The 16517-nt window shown below is 65.2% G+C and carries 14 protein-coding genes; 9 read left to right on the top strand and 5 right to left on the bottom strand.

Features of this window, described 5'->3' with window-relative positions; translation table 11 throughout:
- Positions 1–17: 17 nt before the first annotated feature.
- The 3 genes from fabF to GGD63_RS18080 form a co-directional block, all read right to left on the bottom strand.
- The gene (gene fabF, locus GGD63_RS18070; RefSeq protein WP_183244340.1) at positions 18–1280 is read right to left on the bottom strand and encodes a beta-ketoacyl-ACP synthase II; all 1263 of its coding nucleotides are present in this window, start codon (positions 1278–1280) and stop codon (positions 18–20) included.
- A gap of 1 nt (position 1281) precedes the next feature.
- Complete coding sequence (locus GGD63_RS18075; RefSeq protein WP_183244342.1) at positions 1282–1797, bottom strand: helix-turn-helix domain-containing protein; 516 nt, start codon at positions 1795–1797, stop codon at positions 1282–1284.
- A 442-nt stretch (positions 1798–2239) separates the two neighbouring features.
- Positions 2240–3247 (bottom strand): polyprenyl synthetase family protein, encoded by a 1008-nt coding sequence (locus GGD63_RS18080; RefSeq protein ID WP_183244344.1) that lies wholly within the window; start codon positions 3245–3247, stop codon positions 2240–2242.
- 133 nt (positions 3248–3380) lie between these two features.
- Here GGD63_RS18080 and GGD63_RS18085 point away from each other — a divergent pair, with 133 nt between their 5' ends.
- From GGD63_RS18085 to glyS, 6 genes are all read left to right on the top strand, one after another.
- Positions 3381–3608, top strand: coding sequence for a DUF2007 domain-containing protein (locus GGD63_RS18085; RefSeq protein WP_183244346.1), 228 nt, complete (start codon positions 3381–3383; stop codon positions 3606–3608).
- Positions 3601–4368 carry a tRNA1(Val) (adenine(37)-N6)-methyltransferase gene (locus GGD63_RS18090; protein WP_183244348.1) on the top strand — a complete coding sequence of 256 codons (768 nt, stop codon included), beginning with the start codon at positions 3601–3603 and terminating at the stop codon, positions 4366–4368. The genes GGD63_RS18085 and GGD63_RS18090 overlap by 8 nt, the downstream gene beginning before the upstream one ends.
- A gap of 215 nt (positions 4369–4583) precedes the next feature.
- A complete protein-coding gene (locus GGD63_RS18095) occupies positions 4584–5492 on the top strand; it encodes a S49 family peptidase (protein ID WP_183244350.1) in 909 nt (302 codons plus the stop codon).
- 104 nt (positions 5493–5596) lie between these two features.
- Positions 5597–5788 carry a hypothetical protein gene (locus tag GGD63_RS18100; RefSeq protein WP_018648788.1) on the top strand — a complete coding sequence of 64 codons (192 nt, stop codon included), beginning with the start codon at positions 5597–5599 and terminating at the stop codon, positions 5786–5788.
- 248 nt (positions 5789–6036) lie between these two features.
- Positions 6037–6975: a glycine--tRNA ligase subunit alpha gene (locus GGD63_RS18105; protein WP_183244352.1), complete on the top strand. Its 939-nt coding sequence runs from the start codon at positions 6037–6039 to the stop codon at positions 6973–6975.
- Complete coding sequence (glyS, locus tag GGD63_RS18110) at positions 6975–9434, top strand: glycine--tRNA ligase subunit beta (RefSeq protein ID WP_183244354.1); 2460 nt, start codon at positions 6975–6977, stop codon at positions 9432–9434. The genes GGD63_RS18105 and glyS overlap by 1 nt, the downstream gene beginning before the upstream one ends.
- Before the next feature lie 308 nt (positions 9435–9742).
- Here the strand turns inward: glyS and GGD63_RS18115 are convergent, their stop codons facing one another.
- Entirely contained in the window at positions 9743–10090 is a 348-nt protein-coding gene (locus tag GGD63_RS18115; protein ID WP_183244356.1) for a DUF1236 domain-containing protein, read from the bottom strand.
- Between the two features lie 226 nt (positions 10091–10316).
- On the opposite strand from GGD63_RS18115, the gene GGD63_RS18120 reads away from it, so the two are divergent.
- The 3 genes from GGD63_RS18120 (at position 10317) to GGD63_RS18130 (ending at position 15453) form a co-directional block, all read left to right on the top strand.
- Complete coding sequence (locus GGD63_RS18120; RefSeq protein WP_074077234.1) at positions 10317–10472, top strand: DUF3096 domain-containing protein; 156 nt, start codon at positions 10317–10319, stop codon at positions 10470–10472.
- Positions 10473–10568: 96 nt separating this feature from the next.
- Positions 10569–13472 carry a pyruvate, phosphate dikinase gene (gene ppdK / locus GGD63_RS18125; protein WP_183244358.1) on the top strand — a complete coding sequence of 968 codons (2904 nt, stop codon included), beginning with the start codon at positions 10569–10571 and terminating at the stop codon, positions 13470–13472.
- A gap of 526 nt (positions 13473–13998) precedes the next feature.
- A complete protein-coding gene (locus GGD63_RS18130) occupies positions 13999–15453 on the top strand; it encodes a cell wall hydrolase (protein WP_183244360.1) in 1455 nt (484 codons plus the stop codon).
- Between the two features lie 175 nt (positions 15454–15628).
- Here GGD63_RS18130 and nadC read toward each other — a convergent pair whose 3' ends face one another.
- Entirely contained in the window at positions 15629–16507 is an 879-nt protein-coding gene (nadC, locus tag GGD63_RS18135; RefSeq protein ID WP_183244362.1) for a carboxylating nicotinate-nucleotide diphosphorylase, read from the bottom strand.
- Positions 16508–16517: the final 10 nt, after the last annotated feature.

Raw genomic sequence — 16517 nt, forward strand, 5'->3', positions numbered from 1 at the left:
AATGCAAGGCCTCTCGTTCAGCCGATCCGGCGGAAGATCACGCTGGCATTCACCCCGCCGAAGCCGAACCCGTTGGAGATGGCGTTGAGCATCGACATCGGCCGCGCGCGGCCCGAGACGATGTCGATGCCGTCGGCGTTCGCGTCGGGGTTTTCGAGATTAAGCGTCGGCGGCGCCACCTGGTCGCGCAAGGCGAGCACGGCGAAGATTGCTTCCAGGCCGCCGGCGGCGCCGAGCAGATGGCCGGTGGCCGATTTCGTCGCGCTCACGGCAATGCCGCGGTTGCGGCCGAACAGCGCGGCGATCGCGCCAAGCTCGCTCTCGTCGCCGGCCGGTGTCGACGTCGCATGCGCGTTGAGGTGCTGCAGATCCGCGGGTGCAAGCTTGGCCTGCCGCAGCGCGATCTCCATGGCGCGGCGGGCGCCGTCGCCATCGGGTGGACCCGACGTCATGTGGTAGGCGTCCGCCGTCGTACCGTAGCCGACGACCTCCGCGATCGGCGTCGCGCCGCGGGCAAGCGCATGCTCCAGCTCCTCGATCACCAAAATGCCGGCGCCTTCGCCCATCACAAATCCGTCGCGGTCGCGGTCGAACGGGCGCGAGGCGCGCGCGGGCTCGTCGTTGAAGGAGCTCGATAGTGCGCGCGCCGCCGCAAAGCCGCCGAGGCTGACGATGTCGATGCAGGCTTCAGCCCCGCCGCAGATCGCGACATCGGCTTCGCCGGCGCGGATCATGCGCGCGGCATCGCCGATCGCCTGCACGCCGGCCGCGCACGCCGTGACGGGCGTGCCCAGCGGTCCCTTGTAGCCGTATTTGATCGAGACGTGGCCGGCGGCGAGATTGGCGAGGAACGAGGGGATCGTGAATGGCGACAGCCGGCGCACGCCGCGCTGCTCGGTGATGCGCACGGCTTCCGCCATTGCAGGGAAGCCGCCGACGCCGGAGGCGATGATCGTCGCTGTGCGTTCCAGCGCGGCTGCATCCTGCGGCGTCCATCTGGCCTGCGCGACTGCTTCTGCGGTGGCGAGCAGCGCGAACAGGATGAAGCGGTCCATCTTGCGCTGGTCTTTTGGCGCGGCAGCCTGTGCGGGATCGAAGCCGCCCTCGGCATCGTCGGCCTTGTCGGGCACGAGTCCGGCGATGCGTGCGGGAAGCGCCTGCGCCCATTCGGGCAGAGGCCGCAGCCCGCTTTGACCGGCGAGCAGCCGGCGCCAGGACAGTTCGACACCACAGGCCAGCGGCGACACCGCGCCCATTCCCGTCACGACGATACGACGCATGTCAGTCTCCAGCCGGCACGACGGCCGGGTTCATGGCCTTGAGTGAAGCAAGCCGCTTGCGCATGCCACGGCTGGCGCGCGGACCTGCGATGACCACGGCATTGGCGAGCGTGATCGGCTGCATGCTGGCGGCGTCGACCACGACGGGTTCGAGCGGGCGGACATCGTCACGGCTCGCCAGCAGGATGGCTTCGCCTTTCGGGGCGAGATGCTTGTTGCCCCAGGCCAGCAGCGCCGCGACCACGGGGAAGAAATCCCGCGCCTTGTCCGTCAGCACATATTCGTAGCGCGGCGGCCGCTCTTGATAGCGGCGGCGGACGAACATGCCGCTCTCGGTGAGATGGGCGAGCCGCCGCGACAGGATGTTCGGTGCAATCCCGAGGCTTTGCGAAAACTCGTCGAACTTCGTCGCCCCCTGGAATGCATCCCGCAGGATCAGAATGCTCCACCATTCACCGACCGTCTCCACGGCGCGGCCGACGGGGCATTCGAGGATGGAGGGGGATTTCGGCTGCATGGCGGGAAAGTTAGGGGAGTTACTTGCAAAATGCAAGTCACTGGGCAGGCAGTATCTCGGCTCCGCTCGGGCGAGCTACGAGCCTTGGCCGTCGCTGAAAGTTGAATGCGTGTTGGCGAATGGTGCCTGCGCGTCTTGCTCCGTCATTGCGAGCGCAGCGAAGCAATCCAGCATCCTTCCGCGGTGGCGGACTGGATTGCTTTGCTGCGCTCGCAATGACGATGGTCGTGCAGCGCGCACCTATCTATCACCGTCACCCTGAGGTGCTCGTGCGGCGACGCAATTGCGGCGCCGGGCGAGCCTCGAAGGGCGCCGGCCCTTGTGCATCTCGGCCGTGCATCCTTCGAGGCTCCCGGCGCGATGCAACGCATCGCGCCACTCGCGCCTCAGGATGACGGGGCTAACGGATGCGCGGGAAAGCGATTAAGCCGAGGCGCCGCCCCTAATGCGACCGCGCCAGGCAGAACGCCACGACCTGCTCCAGCGCGCTCTTCATCGGCGAGGGCGGGAACAGGGCCAGCGCATCGACGGCCATGGCGCCGTAGTGCTGAGCGCGGCTCAGCGTGTCCTCGAGCGCGCGGTGCTTGTTCATCAGGCCGATGGCGTGGTCGAGATCGCTGTCGCCGATCTCGCCGCGCTCGAGCGCCTTGATCCAGAAGGCGCGCTCGGTGTCGTTGCCGCGGCGGAAGGCCAGCACGACGGGCAGCGTGATCTTGCCCTCGCGGAAATCGTCGCCGGTGTTCTTGCCGAGCTTGGCGCTCTTGCCGCCATAGTCGAGCACGTCGTCGACGAGCTGGAAGGCGATGCCGAGATTCATGCCGACCGAGCGGCACGCGGTCTGCTCCGCCTTCGGGCGGTTGGCGATCACGGGGCCGACCTCGCAGGCGGCTGCGAACAATTCGGCCGTCTTGCCGCGGATCACGGCAAGATATTCGTCCTCGGTGGTCGCCGTGTTCTTGGCGGCCGCCAGCTGCATCACCTCGCCCTCGGCGATGGTGGCGGCGGCCGCGGAGAGGATGTCGAGCGCGCGCAGCGAGCCGACCTCGACCATCATGCGGAAGGCCTGTCCCAGCAGGAAGTCGCCGACCAGCACGCTCGCCTCATTGCCCCAGAGCATGCGCGCCGACAGCTTGCCGCGGCGCATCTCGCTCTCGTCCACGACGTCGTCGTGGAGCAGGGTTGCGGTGTGCATGAACTCGACGGACGCGGCGAGCTTGATGTGGCCGTCGCCGGTGTAGCCGGCGAGGTTGGCCATGGCGAGCGTCAGCATCGGCCGCAGGCGCTTTCCCCCGGAGGAGATCAGATGGTTGGCCACTTCCGGGATCATGGTCACGTCCGAACCGGTCCGCGACAGGATCGTGGCGTTGACGCGCTCCATGTCAGGGGCGACAAGGGCAACCAGCTCTTCGATCGACGCGCCGGGAGTTTCGAAAGGTACGATGACGGCCACGCCGGTCTCCAATATTTGCCCCGGAAGGGCTATTCTGATGGAAATACAATAGAAACTGGCGGCGGATGCGGCAAGGCCTGCGGAACCATTGACATTTGCCGCTTTCACCCCCTTTGGGCAGGAGACCCGTGTTTTGCGTGAACTGGTTCGGACCAACGATATGGTGCTGGTGTCGGCGATCGGCGCGCTGCTCGATGGCGCCAATATCCATCATCTGGTGCTGGACCAGAACATGAGCATCATCGAGGGCTCGCTCGGCATCCTGCCGCGGCGGATCCTCGTCCACGAGGACGACGCCCTCGAGGCCCGGCAGCTCCTGACCGACGCCGGCCTCAGCCACGAACTGCGCGGCGATGATTGAGGCCGCATCAGACATCACCGAGGACGCCCTTCTCGGCGGGCAATTGCTCCTGAAGCAGAAGCGGTCCGGCCATCGCGCCGGGCATGACGCGATCCTGCTGGCGGCGGCGACGGAGGCCACGGGAGGCGATCGGGTGGTCGATCTCGGGGCCGGTATCGGCACGGCGGGACTCGCGCTCGCCCGGCGCATCGCCGGCATCAGATTGAGCATGGTCGAGATCGATCCGGAGCTGGCGGGGCTGGCGCGCGCCAATGCGGCGGCGAATGCGATCGCCGCCGAGGCGATCGTGCTCGACGTCACGGCGGATGCGCAGGCGTTCGCGGCACATGGGCTGGTGCCCGACAGTGTCGACGTGGTGCTGATGAATCCCCCCTTCAACGATCCGGCGCGGCATCGCGGCTCGCCGGACCCGTCCCGCCGCACCGCGCATGTCGCGAGCGAGGAGACGCTGCATGCGTGGGTGCATGCAGCGCGGCGTATCCTCCGATCGAACGGCGTGCTGACTCTGATCTGGCGCGCGGACGGTCTAGCCGACGTTATGGCAGCGCTGTCACGTGGCTTCGGCAGCCTCGCAATCCTGCCGGTTCATGGCGAAGCGGGAAAGCCCGCGATCCGCGTGCTGGTTCGCGCGGTCAAAGGCGGCCGGGCTCCGACGCGATTGCTGCCGGGCCTGATGCTTAACGAAGAGTCAAACGTGCCTAAAAAAGAGGTGAGGGATGTTCTGGAGGGGAGGGCGGTGTTGCCGCTGGCGGAGCCGTGACGGCTTACTGCGGAAGCGATTCCGTCTGCTGTTCTCGCGGGGACGTAAAGCGAATCGCCGTGAAAAGCGCACCGATCAGCAGCATCAGCAGATAGATCTTCATGGCGTTTCCTCCGCTGCCTATTGCAGCTTCCCAACGGGGATTCTGCAAAACACGTTCCAGGCACTTTCAATGACACTCGCGTGATAAGAAATGGTTAATCAGAGGTAAGGGCATGGCCGAACAATTGAACGATCGTGGGAGTTCCGGCCTGGCCGACAAGCTCATGCAATATCTGCCGGCGCGCTTCCGCCCCGGCGCGGCGGTGGTGCCGGTGGTGCGGCTGTCGGGCGTGATCGGCGCGGTGACGCCGCTGCGTCCGGGCATGTCGCTCGCGGGCGTCGCGCGGGTGCTGGAGCGGGCCTTCTCGATGCGGAATGCCAAGGCGGTGGCGCTGGTGATCAACTCGCCCGGCGGCTCGCCGGTGCAGTCGCGCCAGATCTACCTGCGCATCAAGCAGCTCGCGGCGGAGAAGAAGCTGCCCGTGCTGGTGTTCGTCGAGGACGTCGCGGCTTCCGGCGGCTACATGATTGCCTGTGCGGGCGACGAGATCTTCTGCGATCCGTCCTCGATCCTCGGCTCGATCGGCGTGGTCGGCGGCAGCTTCGGCTTCCAGGACGCGATCAAGCGGCTCGGCGTCGAGCGGCGGCTCTACACCGCCGGCACGCACAAGGCGATGCTCGACCCGTTCCTCCCCGAAAACCCTGATGACGTCGCCAAGCTGAAGGCGATCCAGCGCGAGATCCACCAGATCTTCATTTCGCTGGTGAAGGAGAGCCGCGGCGCGCGGCTGAAGGGCGCCGACGACACCTTGTTCACGGGCGAATACTGGGCCGGCGAGAGCTCGGTCGCGCTCGGGCTCGCCGACGGCATCGGCGATCTCCGCTCAACTCTTCGTGCCCGCTATGGCGAGAAGGTTCTCACCCCCGTGATCGCCCAGCCGACCGGCCTGCTCTCCGGCCTTCTGGGGCGGAAAGCGCCCGGCGCGGGCCAGCTTTCGGCCCTGGAATCAATGGCCGGACTGCCGGACGAGTTGATCTCGGCGGTCGAGACGCGGGCGATTTGGGCGAAATTCGGGTTCTAGGCGGCGCCCTCCCGCGCCATTTGGTCCGGCGCGAGCCAATTGCGGCGTAGCCCCGACTGCGCGACAATGCATATGGGGGCTGAGCACTAGACAAGGATCGACAGATGCCGCCGTTCGTCGCTTTCGCGGGCGTCCTGGGCGGGCTTGCCGTGGTCCGCTGGGCCTACAAGACCGCCGTCCGGATCAACCAGGAGCTGGAGGAGATGCGCCTGTCGCGCGTCGCCGAGGCCGCCCATATGGGGGAGATCCAGACACTGAAGCGCGACCCCGTGACCGGAGCTTACCGGCCGGGTTAACCGGTGCCGTTGGGTGGGCAAAGGCGCTCTTGCGCCGTGCCCACCATCCCCTTCCGCTTTCGCGGTGACAGTGGTGGGCATGCTTCGCTTTGCCCACCCTACCGCTCTCCAATTCCTGTCATTCCGGGTTCGATGCTTCGCATCGCCCCGGAATGACAGCCATTTTGCCCCCTTTGCCTTGATTCCCACCCCCGCCGTCGATACGGTCCCGCGCGATTCAAAACCCCCCGCGAGAGCCTGATCTGACGATGGACGCCTCATTGCCCGCCCATATGCGCCCGGAACGCTCGTTCCAGGGCTTCATCCTCGCGCTCCAGCGGTTCTGGGCCGAGCAGGGCTGCGTGATCCTGCAGCCCTACGACATGGAGATGGGCGCGGGCACCTTCCATCCGGCGACCACGCTGCGCGCGCTCGGGCCAAAACCCTGGAACGCCGCCTATGTGCAGCCCTCGCGCCGGCCCAAGGACGGCCGCTACGGCGAGAATCCGAACCGGATGCAGCACTATTACCAGTTCCAGGTGATCATGAAGCCGTCGCCGCCGAACCTTCAGGAGCTGTACCTGAAGTCGCTCGCGGCGATCGGCATCGATTCCGCCGTGCACGACATCCGCTTCGTCGAGGACGATTGGGAGAGCCCGACGCTCGGCGCCTGGGGTTTAGGGTGGGAGTGCTGGTGCGACGGCATGGAGGTCAGCCAGTTCACCTATTTCCAGCAGGTCGCCGGCTTCGAATGCGCGCCGGTCGCGGGCGAGCTCACCTACGGGCTCGAGCGGCTCGCGATGTATGTGCAGGGCGTCGACCGCGTCTACGACCTCAACTTCAACGGCCGCGAGGGCGACGCCAAGGTCACCTATGGCGACGTTTTCCTGCAGGCCGAGCGCGAATATTCGCGGCACAATTTCGAAGTTGCCGACACTGCGATGCTGTTCGAGCAGTTCAAGATGGCGGAAGCGGCCTGCCAAAAATATCTCGATGCCGGCTGGCGCGAAGGAGGCAACAGCAAGCAGCACCTGATGGCGCTGCCGGCCTATGACCAGTGCATCAAGGCAAGCCACGTCTTCAACCTGCTCGACGCCCGCGGCGTGATCTCCGTGACCGAGCGGCAGAGCTACATTCTTCGCGTGCGCGAGCTGGCAAAAGCTTGCGGCGAGGCCTGGATCCATACTGAAGCGGGCGGAGCGGCCTGATGCCCGATCTTTTGCTTGAACTGTTCTCGGAAGAAATCCCCGCGCGCATGCAGGCCAAGGCGGCCGACGATTTGCGCCGCATGGTCACCGACAAGCTGGTTGCCGAAGGCCTGGTCTACGAGGGCGCAAAAGCCTTCGCGACGCCGCGCCGCCTTGCGCTCACCGTGCACGGCATTCCTGCGCGCCAGCCCGACCTGAAGACCGAGCGCCGCGGCCCGAAAGTCGGCGCGCCCGATGCGGCCGTGCAGGGCTTTCTGAAGGCGACGGGATTGAAATCGCTGGACGAGGCCAAGATCCAGCGCGACCCCAAGGGTGATTTCTACATCGGCTTGATCGAAAAGCCCGGCCGCGACGCGATCGACGTGCTCGCGGAAATCCTGCCCGTCATCATCCGCACCTTCCCCTGGCCGAAATCGATGCGCTGGGGCGCGCGTTCCGGCAAACCCGGCTCGCTGAACTGGGTGCGTCCGCTGCACGCGATTACCGCGACCTTCGGCCTCGAGACGGAAGAGCCCGATGTCGTGAAGTTTTCGGTGGACGGTATCGAGAGCGGCCAGACCACCTACGGCCACCGCTTTCTCGCGCCGGCGGCGATCAACGTGCGCCGGTTCGAGGACTACGAAGCAAAATTGCTCGACGCCAAGGTTGTGCTCGACCCCGAGCGCCGCAAGGACGCGATCCTCACCGACGCCAAGCAGCTTGCCTTTGCGCAGGGCTTTGAGCTCGTCGAGGACCAGAACCTGCTCGACGAGGTCGCCGGCCTCGTCGAATGGCCGGTCGTGCTGATGGGCTCGTTCGAACAGGAATTCCTGGCAACGCCCGGCGAAGTGATCCGCGCCACCATCCGCAACAACCAGAAGTGCTTTGTGGTGAGCGACCCGAAGACGGGGGAGCTCGCCAACAAGTTCATCCTGGTCGCCAATATCGAGGCGACCGATGGTGGTGCGACCATCGTCGCCGGCAACGAGCGTGTCATCCGCGCACGCCTGAGCGATGCGAAGTTCTTCTACGAGACGGACCTGAAGACCAAGCTCGAGGACCGGCTGCCGAAGTTCGAGCAGATCGTGTTCCACAAAGCACTCGGATCTCAGGCTGAGCGGATCGAGCGTATCGAACGCCTGGCGGCCGAGATCGCGCCGCTGGTCGGCGCCGATGTCGCGAAGTCACGGCGAGCGGCTCGGCTGGCTAAGGCCGATTTGTTGACCGAGGTCGTTGGAGAATTTCCGGAAGTGCAAGGCCTCACGGGCAAGTACTACGCGCTTGCCCAGGGCGAAGACCCCTCTGTCGCCGCGGCGTGTGAGGAACACTATAAGCCGCAAGGGCCTGCTGATCGCGTGCCGAGCGATCCGGTCAGCGTGGCGGTTGCTCTCGCTGACAAGATCGACACCTTAGTTGGCTTCTGGATCATTGATGAGAAGCCGACGGGAAGCAAAGACCCGTATGCTCTTCGGCGAGCCGCGCTTGGCGTGATCCGATTGATCCTTCAAAATTCATTGAGGATCAAAATTACATCGCTGCTGCCCATTGCCAGCCTAGCATACCTGATTTGGGGATTTCGTCCTCCCAGCGGCTACCCGCGTGCAGGCTACATGGAAATTATTGGAGAACGAGAGGATGAGAGCGGGCGGGTAGACGTTACGGGAGGGCCTTGGCACGAGTTGCCATACAAGGCCTATTTAAATTTCGACGGCTTCGTTGACGAATTCGGCGAACTCGCTGGTGTCGGTGAGCTGGGCGTGGCCGTAGAAGATGAAGAGGAAGCGGCTGCCCACAAGGCATTTGCTGAGTTGAGAGAGAGAGTTAGTCGTATGGACGCTATTCCAAATGTGTTTGCGTTGGATAGCGATGAGTTGTGGTCGGAAGGTCTCGTTCAGTTCTATTCCGCCCGAAAGTATGATGCGCGCCTCTGGAACGGCGCAGCAGCTTTTGTTGAAGCAACGTTGATACCTTTCTTTGCTGATCGGCTCAAAGCTCAGCTCCGTGAGCAAGGCGCGCGGCACGATCTCGTCGACGCCGTGTTCGCGCTTGGCGGCCAGGACGACCTCCTGATGATCGTCCGCCGCGTCGAGGCGCTCGGCAAATTCCTCGATAGTGACGATGGCAGGAATCTGCTGGCAGGCACCAAACGTGCGAGCAATATTCTCTCGATCGAGGAGAAAAAGGACAAGCGCGCTTACGACGGTGCGCCCGATCCCGCATTGATGATGGAGGAGATCGAGCGTCATCTCTGGCGAACTATCCAAAGTACGGTCGCCGATGCGAAAACACACGTGGCGGCTGAAGATTTTGAATCGGCAATGGAGTCACTTTCAACGCTACGGAGCGCCGTCGATGCGTTCTTCGACAAGGTCCGCGTCAACGACGACGATCCGAAGGTGCGCGAGAATCGCCTGAAGCTGCTGAACGAGATCCGCAGCGCCACGCGTGCGGTGGCGGACTTCTCGAAGATCCAGGATTGAGGTGCGCTCGCGCGTCAAACACCATTGTCATTCCGGGGCGCGCCATTTGGCGCGAACCCGGAATCCATACTCCCGATCGTGGTTATGGATTCCGGGCCCACGCCTTCGGCGTGTCCCGGAATGACGGCTGTGACTGGAGACAAAAGAGCCCCGCCCGGCGGGGGGAGACCGGGCAGGGCCTGATGTCCGATTTAACACTGCTCGCGCCAGCCTGATTGAAGTGGCGCGCCGGACATCGAGTCGATCAGCGGCGTTTTCAAGCGAGGCAGATACCGGTTCGCGTGACGAAAACGCGTCCGGACAACAATCTAGTCCAGCACCTCGACGACGCGGCGCGAGCGCGGCTCGACCAGCACGGTCTCGCCGTTCACGACGGTGTAGCGATAGGTGGTGGCGCCGAAACGTTGCGGCACGTCATAATAGGTGATGCCGCTTTCGGGTAAGGTAGCACCAACCACCACGCGATCCGGGATACGAAAGGCCGGCACACGTTGCTCGACGACATAGTCGCGGAAGGCCGGCCGCTGTTCGACCGCAATCGTCGGGCCGCTGTCGACCACGACAGGTGCGCGCCCGACCGTGCTTTGCGCCTGCGCCGCCAGGGGCGAGCCGATCGCGGCCGCGAGCGTTGCAAGAGCAAGAATTCTGTTCCGCATGCAAAACTCCTTCGACGTGATTTTTCGGAAGCGCCAGTGGCGCGACTCGTTGCCAATGCATGCGTCTTGGCAATGTTCCGGGAAAATGCCTGCCGCATTCGCGGCAATTTCAGGCAGTTTTCGCGAAGGGGGGAACTTGGCTCGCGCCTTGTGCGTCTCTACTCGCGGAACCGGGATCGCTATGATCCGCCCGCGATTCGCCCCCACCTCCACAGAAAGATTGTACATGCACATCACCGTCGCCCACATTTCGCCGATCCTGTCGTTGATTGCGGGCGTGCTCATCCTGATCATGCCGCGGCTGCTCAACCTGATCGTCGCGATCTTTCTCATCATCAACGGTGCGATCGGGCTCGGGCTCCTGAAGTGGCTCCATCTCTAGGGGTTCATTTTCCGGAACTGTCCGACTTGCGCGGGCCCCTCCAAAGTGGTGTAAGGCCCGCGAATTCCCATTCCTCTCGCAGGTTGTGTGCAAGCTATGGCCAAAGCCGCCTCGAAGCCTAAGAAAATCCCAGCGAAATCAAAGTCCTCCCCCAAGGCGAAAGCCGCGCCGGCGGCCCGCAAGGCGCTTCCCAAGAGCGCCCTGAAGAGCGCCCCGAAGCCGGTGGCCAAACCCGTGGCCAAGCCGGCTGCGCCGAAGGTTGCCGCCAAGGTCGCACCGAAGAAGGCCGCACCAGCCAAGGCGGCGCCAGCCGCGGCCAAGGCCGGCAAATGGGTGTACACATTCGGCGACGGCAAGGCCGAGGGCCGGACCGAGATGCGCGACCTGCTCGGAGGCAAGGGCGCCAACCTCGCCGAGATGGCGAATCTCGGCCTGCCGGTGCCCCCCGGCTTCACCATCCCGACCTCGGTCTGCACCTACTTCTACGCGCACGACAAGTCCTATCCCAGGGAATTGCAGGCACAGGTTGAGAGGGCGCTCGACCATGTCGGCAAGTTGACCGGCAAGGTGTTCGGCGACACCAAGAACCCGCTGCTCGTCTCCGTGCGCTCCGGCGCGCGCGCCTCGATGCCGGGCATGATGGACACGGTGCTGAACCTCGGCCTCAACGACCAGACCGTGGAAGCGCTGTCGGAGTTGTCGGGCGACCGCCGCTTCGCCTATGACAGCTATCGCCGCTTCATCACCATGTATTCCGACGTGGTGCTCGGCTTCGAGCATCATCACTTCGAGGAAATCCTCGACAGCTTCAAGGACAGCCAGGGCTACACGCTCGACACCGACCTGTCCGCCGACGACTGGGTCGAACTGGTCGGCAAGTACAAGGACGCGGTCGCGCGCGAGACGGGGAAGGATTTCCCGCAGGATCCGCATGACCAGCTCTGGGGCGCGATCGGCGCGGTGTTCTCATCCTGGATGAACGCGCGCGCGGTGACCTACCGCAAGCTGCACGACATTCCGGAATCCTGGGGCACCGCGGTCAACGTGCAGGCCATGGTGTTCGGCAACATGGGCGAGACGTCGGCGACCGGCGTTGCCTTCACCCGCAACCCCTCGACCGGCGAGAGCAAGCTCTACGGCGAGTTCCTGATCAACGCGCAGGGCGAGGACGTGGTGGCGGGCATCCGCACGCCGCAGGACATCACCGAAGAGGCGCGGAAAGAGTCGGGCTCCGACAAGGCGTCGATGGAATCGGCGATGCCGGAGGCCTTCAAGGAACTGACGCGGATCTACACGCTGCTCGAGAAGCACTACCGCGACATGCAGGACATGGAGTTCACGGTCGAGCAGGGCAAGCTCTGGATGCTCCAGACCCGCGGCGGCAAGCGCACCGCGAAAGCGGCGCTGCGCATCGCGGTCGAGCTCGCCAATGAAGGCCTGATCTCGAAGAAGGAAGCGGTGACGCGGATCGATCCGGCTTCGCTGGATCAACTGCTGCATCCGACCATCGATCCCAACGCCAAGCGCGACGTGATCGCCACGGGCCTGCCGGCATCCCCGGGCGCTGCCTCCGGCGAGATCGTGTTCTCCTCGGATGAGGCGGCCAAGCTTCAGGGCGACGGGCGCAAGGTCATTCTGGTCCGCATCGAGACCAGCCCGGAAGACATCCACGGCATGCACGCCGCCGAAGGCATCCTGACCACCCGCGGCGGCATGACCTCGCACGCGGCGGTGGTCGCGCGCGGCATGGGCAAGCCCTGCGTCTCCGGCTGCGGCACCATCCGCGTCGACTACGGCCGCGGCACCATGAGCATCGGCTCGCGCACCTTCAAGACCGGCGACGTCATCACCATCGACGGCTCGCTCGGCCAGGTGCTGGCCGGCCGCATGCCGATGATCGAGCCGGAGCTGTCCGGCGAGTTCGGCACGCTGATGAACTGGGCCGATCAGGTCCGCAAGATCGGTGTCCGCGTCAACGGCGACACGCCGGACGATGCGCGCACCGCGATCAAGTTCGGCGCCGAGGGCATCGGCCTCTGCCGCACCGAGCACATGTTCTTCGAGGAGACGCGCATCCGCACGGTGCGCGAGATGATCCTCTCCGAGGACGAGCAGTCGCGCCGTGCCGCGCTCGCAAAGCTGCTGCCGATGCAGCGCGCCGACTTCGTCGAGCTGTTCGAGATCATGAAGGGCCTGCCCGTCACGATCCGCCTGCTTGACCCGCCGCTGCACGAGTTCCTGCCGCACACCCACGCCGAGGTCGAGGAAGTGGCGCGCGCCATGAACACCGATCCGCGGCGCCTCGCCGACCGCGCCCGCGAGCTTTCGGAGTTCAATCCGATGCTCGGCTTCCGCGGCTGCCGCATCGCGATCGCCTATCCGGAGATCGCCGAGATGCAGGCGCGCGCGATCTTCGAGGCGGCGGTCGAGGCGCAGAAGCGCACCGGCAAGGCCGTCGGCCTCGAGGTGATGGTGCCGCTGATCGCGACCAAGGCCGAGCTCGATCTCGTCAAGGCGCGCATCGACTCCACCGCGCAGGCGGTGATGCGCGACACCAACACCAAGCTCGCCTATCAGGTCGGCACCATGATCGAGCTGCCGCGCGCCTGTCTGCTCGCGGGGGAGATCGCGCAGTCGGCCGAGTTCTTCTCGTTCGGCACCAACGACCTCACGCAGACGACCTACGGCATCAGCCGCGACGACGCGGCGAGCTTCCTCGGTCCGTACGTGGCGAAGGGCATTCTTTCGGTCGATCCCTTCATTGCGCTCGACCAGGAAGGCGTCGGCGAGCTGGTCAAGATCGGCGTCGCGCGCGGCCGCAAGACGCGGCCGAAGCTCAAGGTCGGCATCTGCGGCGAGCACGGCGGCGATCCCGCCTCCGTCGCCTTCTGCCACAATATCGGCCTCGACTACGTCTCCTGCTCACCCTACCGCGTGCCGATCGCACGCCTAGCGGCGGCGCAAGCCGCGCTCGGCAAGGAGATCGCGAGCCAGGCGTAAGGCGAAGCGCGGAATCGAGTTGAGAGAGGCGGGGTCAAACCCCGCCTCTTTTCATTTGAGGCAACACTGTCTCCACACCGTCATTGCGAGCGCAGCGAAGCAATCCAGGCCACGCCCTCGCTGTCATCGCCCGGCTTGGCCGGGCGATCCAGTACTCCGAGACAGCTGTGATTGAGTCGAGAGGCCGCGGCGTACTGGATGCCCCGGTCAAGCCGGGGCATGACAGCGGTGTTGTGGAAGCACCGCGCGCGAACACCAGGAACTCATCACGCGTCCCGTAACGATACGCTCCATCAAGAGTTCCTTCACCATTCGCGTTGACCAGATGTTTACCGTTTCACGTGAGGCCGCATTTACCAATACGCATCGTCGCCCCGTGAAAACACCTGCAATCGCTTGAGTGTGCCGCGCGCGCAACGCCGATTAACGCCGCGGCAACCTAAATTCGATACTTACGATAAAGATCGAATTGCACGGACGTACTGCGGTTCGATTTTTCTGGCGTAAGCGTAGCGTGAGCGTATCGATGTCAGTGTTGCGTAACCATCCGAAGGGCGCGCGGTTCGCGTCCTTCGGCATCGGTCTCTGCATCTTCGCATTGATGCCGAGAGAGACCGGCTATCAGGACATTGCCTCCCTGCTGGCGCGTCAGCCCGGCGTCGCCGAGCGTTGGCAGAAGCAGGTGTTCTCCGCGGCGTCCTCGATCCAGCTCGCCACCTACAGTTTTTCCCGCCCCATCGGCACGTCGGTTCCGCAGAGCGCGATGGTTCGCCTCGCAAGCATCGATGGCCGCGACGTAACCGGCGCGATCAGCCGCAATCCGGCGCTGCAGGCGCCGCCGCGCTACCAGGCCGCAGATTTTCCCAAGGTCGATCGCTCGCTGAAGGGTGATCGCCTCGCAACCGCTGCGCCCACGCCGGTTCCCGAGACCGCGCCGCCCGCCGCGATGCCAGCGCAGGAAGATCCCGCGACGTCGAACAGCTCGGTGTTCGGCGCCAAGACCGCTGCATTGCCGCAGGCGATGTCGCCGGAGTCCGCGGCCGCGCTCGACCCGGAGCTTGCGGAAGCGCTGCGCGCGCCGCCATTGCCGCAATATTCCAATCCACCGCAGGCCAGCGACGTCGCGCGCTCATTCGCAGTGCAGCCGCTGGAGGCCCTGAAGCGGACCACCGCGCCGACGACACCCGTGCGCGATCCGTTCAGCGTCAAGACCTCGAGCCTGTTCTTTGGCAGTTCCTCGCTCGGCGGCAATCTCGAGAGCATCGAGAGCTGGCAGCCCGGCGCCGAGCCGCTGATCGTGATGCCCGATCCCGACATGAAGGTCACGGCCTCGCTGACCCCGCCGACGGCGGAGATCGCCAAGGACATCGAGAGCGGCGAGAGCGTCGCGCCGAAGGGCGAGGTCAACGCCGACAACCAGCGCGCCAGGTCGCCGGCGGAGCGGCTCGCGCTCGACGACAAGTCGCGTGCGAAGTCGGAAAAGTGCCTCGCCGAAGCCGTCTATTTCGAATCCCGCGGCGAGGCCGTGCGCGGACAGATGGCGGTGGCGCAGGTGGTGATGAACCGCGTCTTCTCCGGCAAATATCCCGACACCGTGTGCGGCGTGGTCTACCAGAACAAGTACCGCCATTTCGCCTGCCAGTTCACCTTTGCCTGCGACAACAATCCCGACGTGATCCGCGAGCCCGAGATGTGGGAGCGCGCCAAGAAGATCTCGAAGGCGATGCTCGACGGCCAGATCTGGCTGCCCGAGGTCGGCAAGTCGACGCACTACCACGCCTATTGGGTGCGCCCGTCCTGGGTCGCCGAGATGAAGAAGATGTACAAGACCGGCGTGCACACCTTCTATCGGCCGCGCAACTGGGGCGACGGCAGCGAGGAACCGAGCTGGGGCACGCCCGCGCAGACCGCCGCGCTTTCGGCCGAACTCGCGCAGGAAGCCAAGAGCTCGGCGGAGATGGGTGTGAGCGAGCGGAGGTAGTCTGTCTTCACTTCTCCCCGCTTGCGGGGAGAGGTCGACGCGCGAAGCGCGTCGGGTGAGGGGGTACAGGTCTCTCGGCGATCTCACGTGGGGAGAGAGCCCCTCACCCCAATCCTCTCAGCGCGAGCGAAGCTCGTCGCGGCCCCGTAAGAACGGGGAGAGGGAGTAGACCGCATTAAGCCTCGATGTCCAACGCGCAGTCGAAATTCGGCGCCGAATGCGTCAGGGCGCCGGAGGATGCGTAGTCGACACCGGTCGCCGCGATTGCCGCAATCGAGTCCAGCGTGACGCCGCCTGACGCCTCCAGCTTGAGACGGCCCTCGTTGATCCTGACCGCCTCGCGCAAGGTCGCAAGGTCCATATTGTCGAGCAGCACGGCGTCGGCGAGCCCGGTGTCGAGCACCTCGCGCAACTGGAGCAGCGTATCCACCTCGATCTCGATCTTGACGAGATGGCCGGCATGAGCGCGGGCGCGTTCCAGCACGGGACGGATGCCGCCGGCAACTGCGATGTGATTGTCCTTGATGAGGATCGCATCGTCGAGGCCGAAGCGATGGTTGAAGCCGCCGCCGCAGCGCACCGCGTATTTCTCCAGCGCGCGCAATCCCGGCGTGGTCTTTCGCGTGCAGCAGATGCGCATCATGGTGCCTTCGGTGCGCGCGACATAGTCCGCCGTGAGCGTGGCTATGCCCGACAGCCGGCCGACAAAGTTCAGCGCGGTCCGCTCCGCGGTGAGAATGGCGCGCGCCGGACCTGTGATCGTCAGCACCTGCTGTCCGCGGGTAACGCGTGCGGCGTCGCGGACATGCGCGCGCACCTCGATGTCGGCCGAGAGCTTTTGTAGCGTGGCCAGCGCCAGCGGCAGGCCGGCGATCACGCCGGACTGGCGCGCGGCCAGGATGGCCTGCGCCCCGGTTGCCTCCGGGATCGTCGCCAGCGAGGTAATGTCGCCGGCGCGGCCGAGGTCTTCGTCGAGGGCGCGATTGACGGCCTCCCCGATCGCGAGCGGCGAGAGGAAGGCATCGGGATAGAGCAGCGAGGTCGGGATGATCATGGAGGCTCCT

The organism is Bradyrhizobium sp. cir1 (assembly GCF_014198245.1).
GTDB lineage: Bacteria > Pseudomonadota > Alphaproteobacteria > Rhizobiales > Xanthobacteraceae > Bradyrhizobium.

Bases quoted from the DNA above. Each gene is read 5' to 3' on its own strand.
- nadC (WP_183244362.1), bottom strand. From the start codon at position 16,507: ATGATCATCCCGACCTCGCTGCTCTATCCCGATGCCTTCCTCTCGCCG.
- GGD63_RS18095 (WP_183244350.1), top strand. From the start codon at position 4,584: ATGGCCGAACAATTGAACGATCGTGGGAGTTCCGGCCTGGCCGACAAG.
- fabF (WP_183244340.1), bottom strand. From the start codon at position 1,280: ATGCGTCGTATCGTCGTGACGGGAATGGGCGCGGTGTCGCCGCTGGCC.
- ppdK (WP_183244358.1), top strand. From the start codon at position 10,569: ATGGCCAAAGCCGCCTCGAAGCCTAAGAAAATCCCAGCGAAATCAAAG.
- GGD63_RS18115 (WP_183244356.1), bottom strand. From the start codon at position 10,090: ATGCGGAACAGAATTCTTGCTCTTGCAACGCTCGCGGCCGCGATCGGC.
- GGD63_RS18075 (WP_183244342.1), bottom strand. From the start codon at position 1,797: ATGCAGCCGAAATCCCCCTCCATCCTCGAATGCCCCGTCGGCCGCGCC.
- GGD63_RS18105 (WP_183244352.1), top strand. From the start codon at position 6,037: ATGGACGCCTCATTGCCCGCCCATATGCGCCCGGAACGCTCGTTCCAG.
- GGD63_RS18130 (WP_183244360.1), top strand. From the start codon at position 13,999: ATGTCAGTGTTGCGTAACCATCCGAAGGGCGCGCGGTTCGCGTCCTTC.
- GGD63_RS18120 (WP_074077234.1), top strand. From the start codon at position 10,317: ATGCACATCACCGTCGCCCACATTTCGCCGATCCTGTCGTTGATTGCG.
- glyS (WP_183244354.1), top strand. From the start codon at position 6,975: ATGCCCGATCTTTTGCTTGAACTGTTCTCGGAAGAAATCCCCGCGCGC.
- GGD63_RS18100 (WP_018648788.1), top strand. From the start codon at position 5,597: ATGCCGCCGTTCGTCGCTTTCGCGGGCGTCCTGGGCGGGCTTGCCGTG.
- GGD63_RS18090 (WP_183244348.1), top strand. From the start codon at position 3,601: ATGATTGAGGCCGCATCAGACATCACCGAGGACGCCCTTCTCGGCGGG.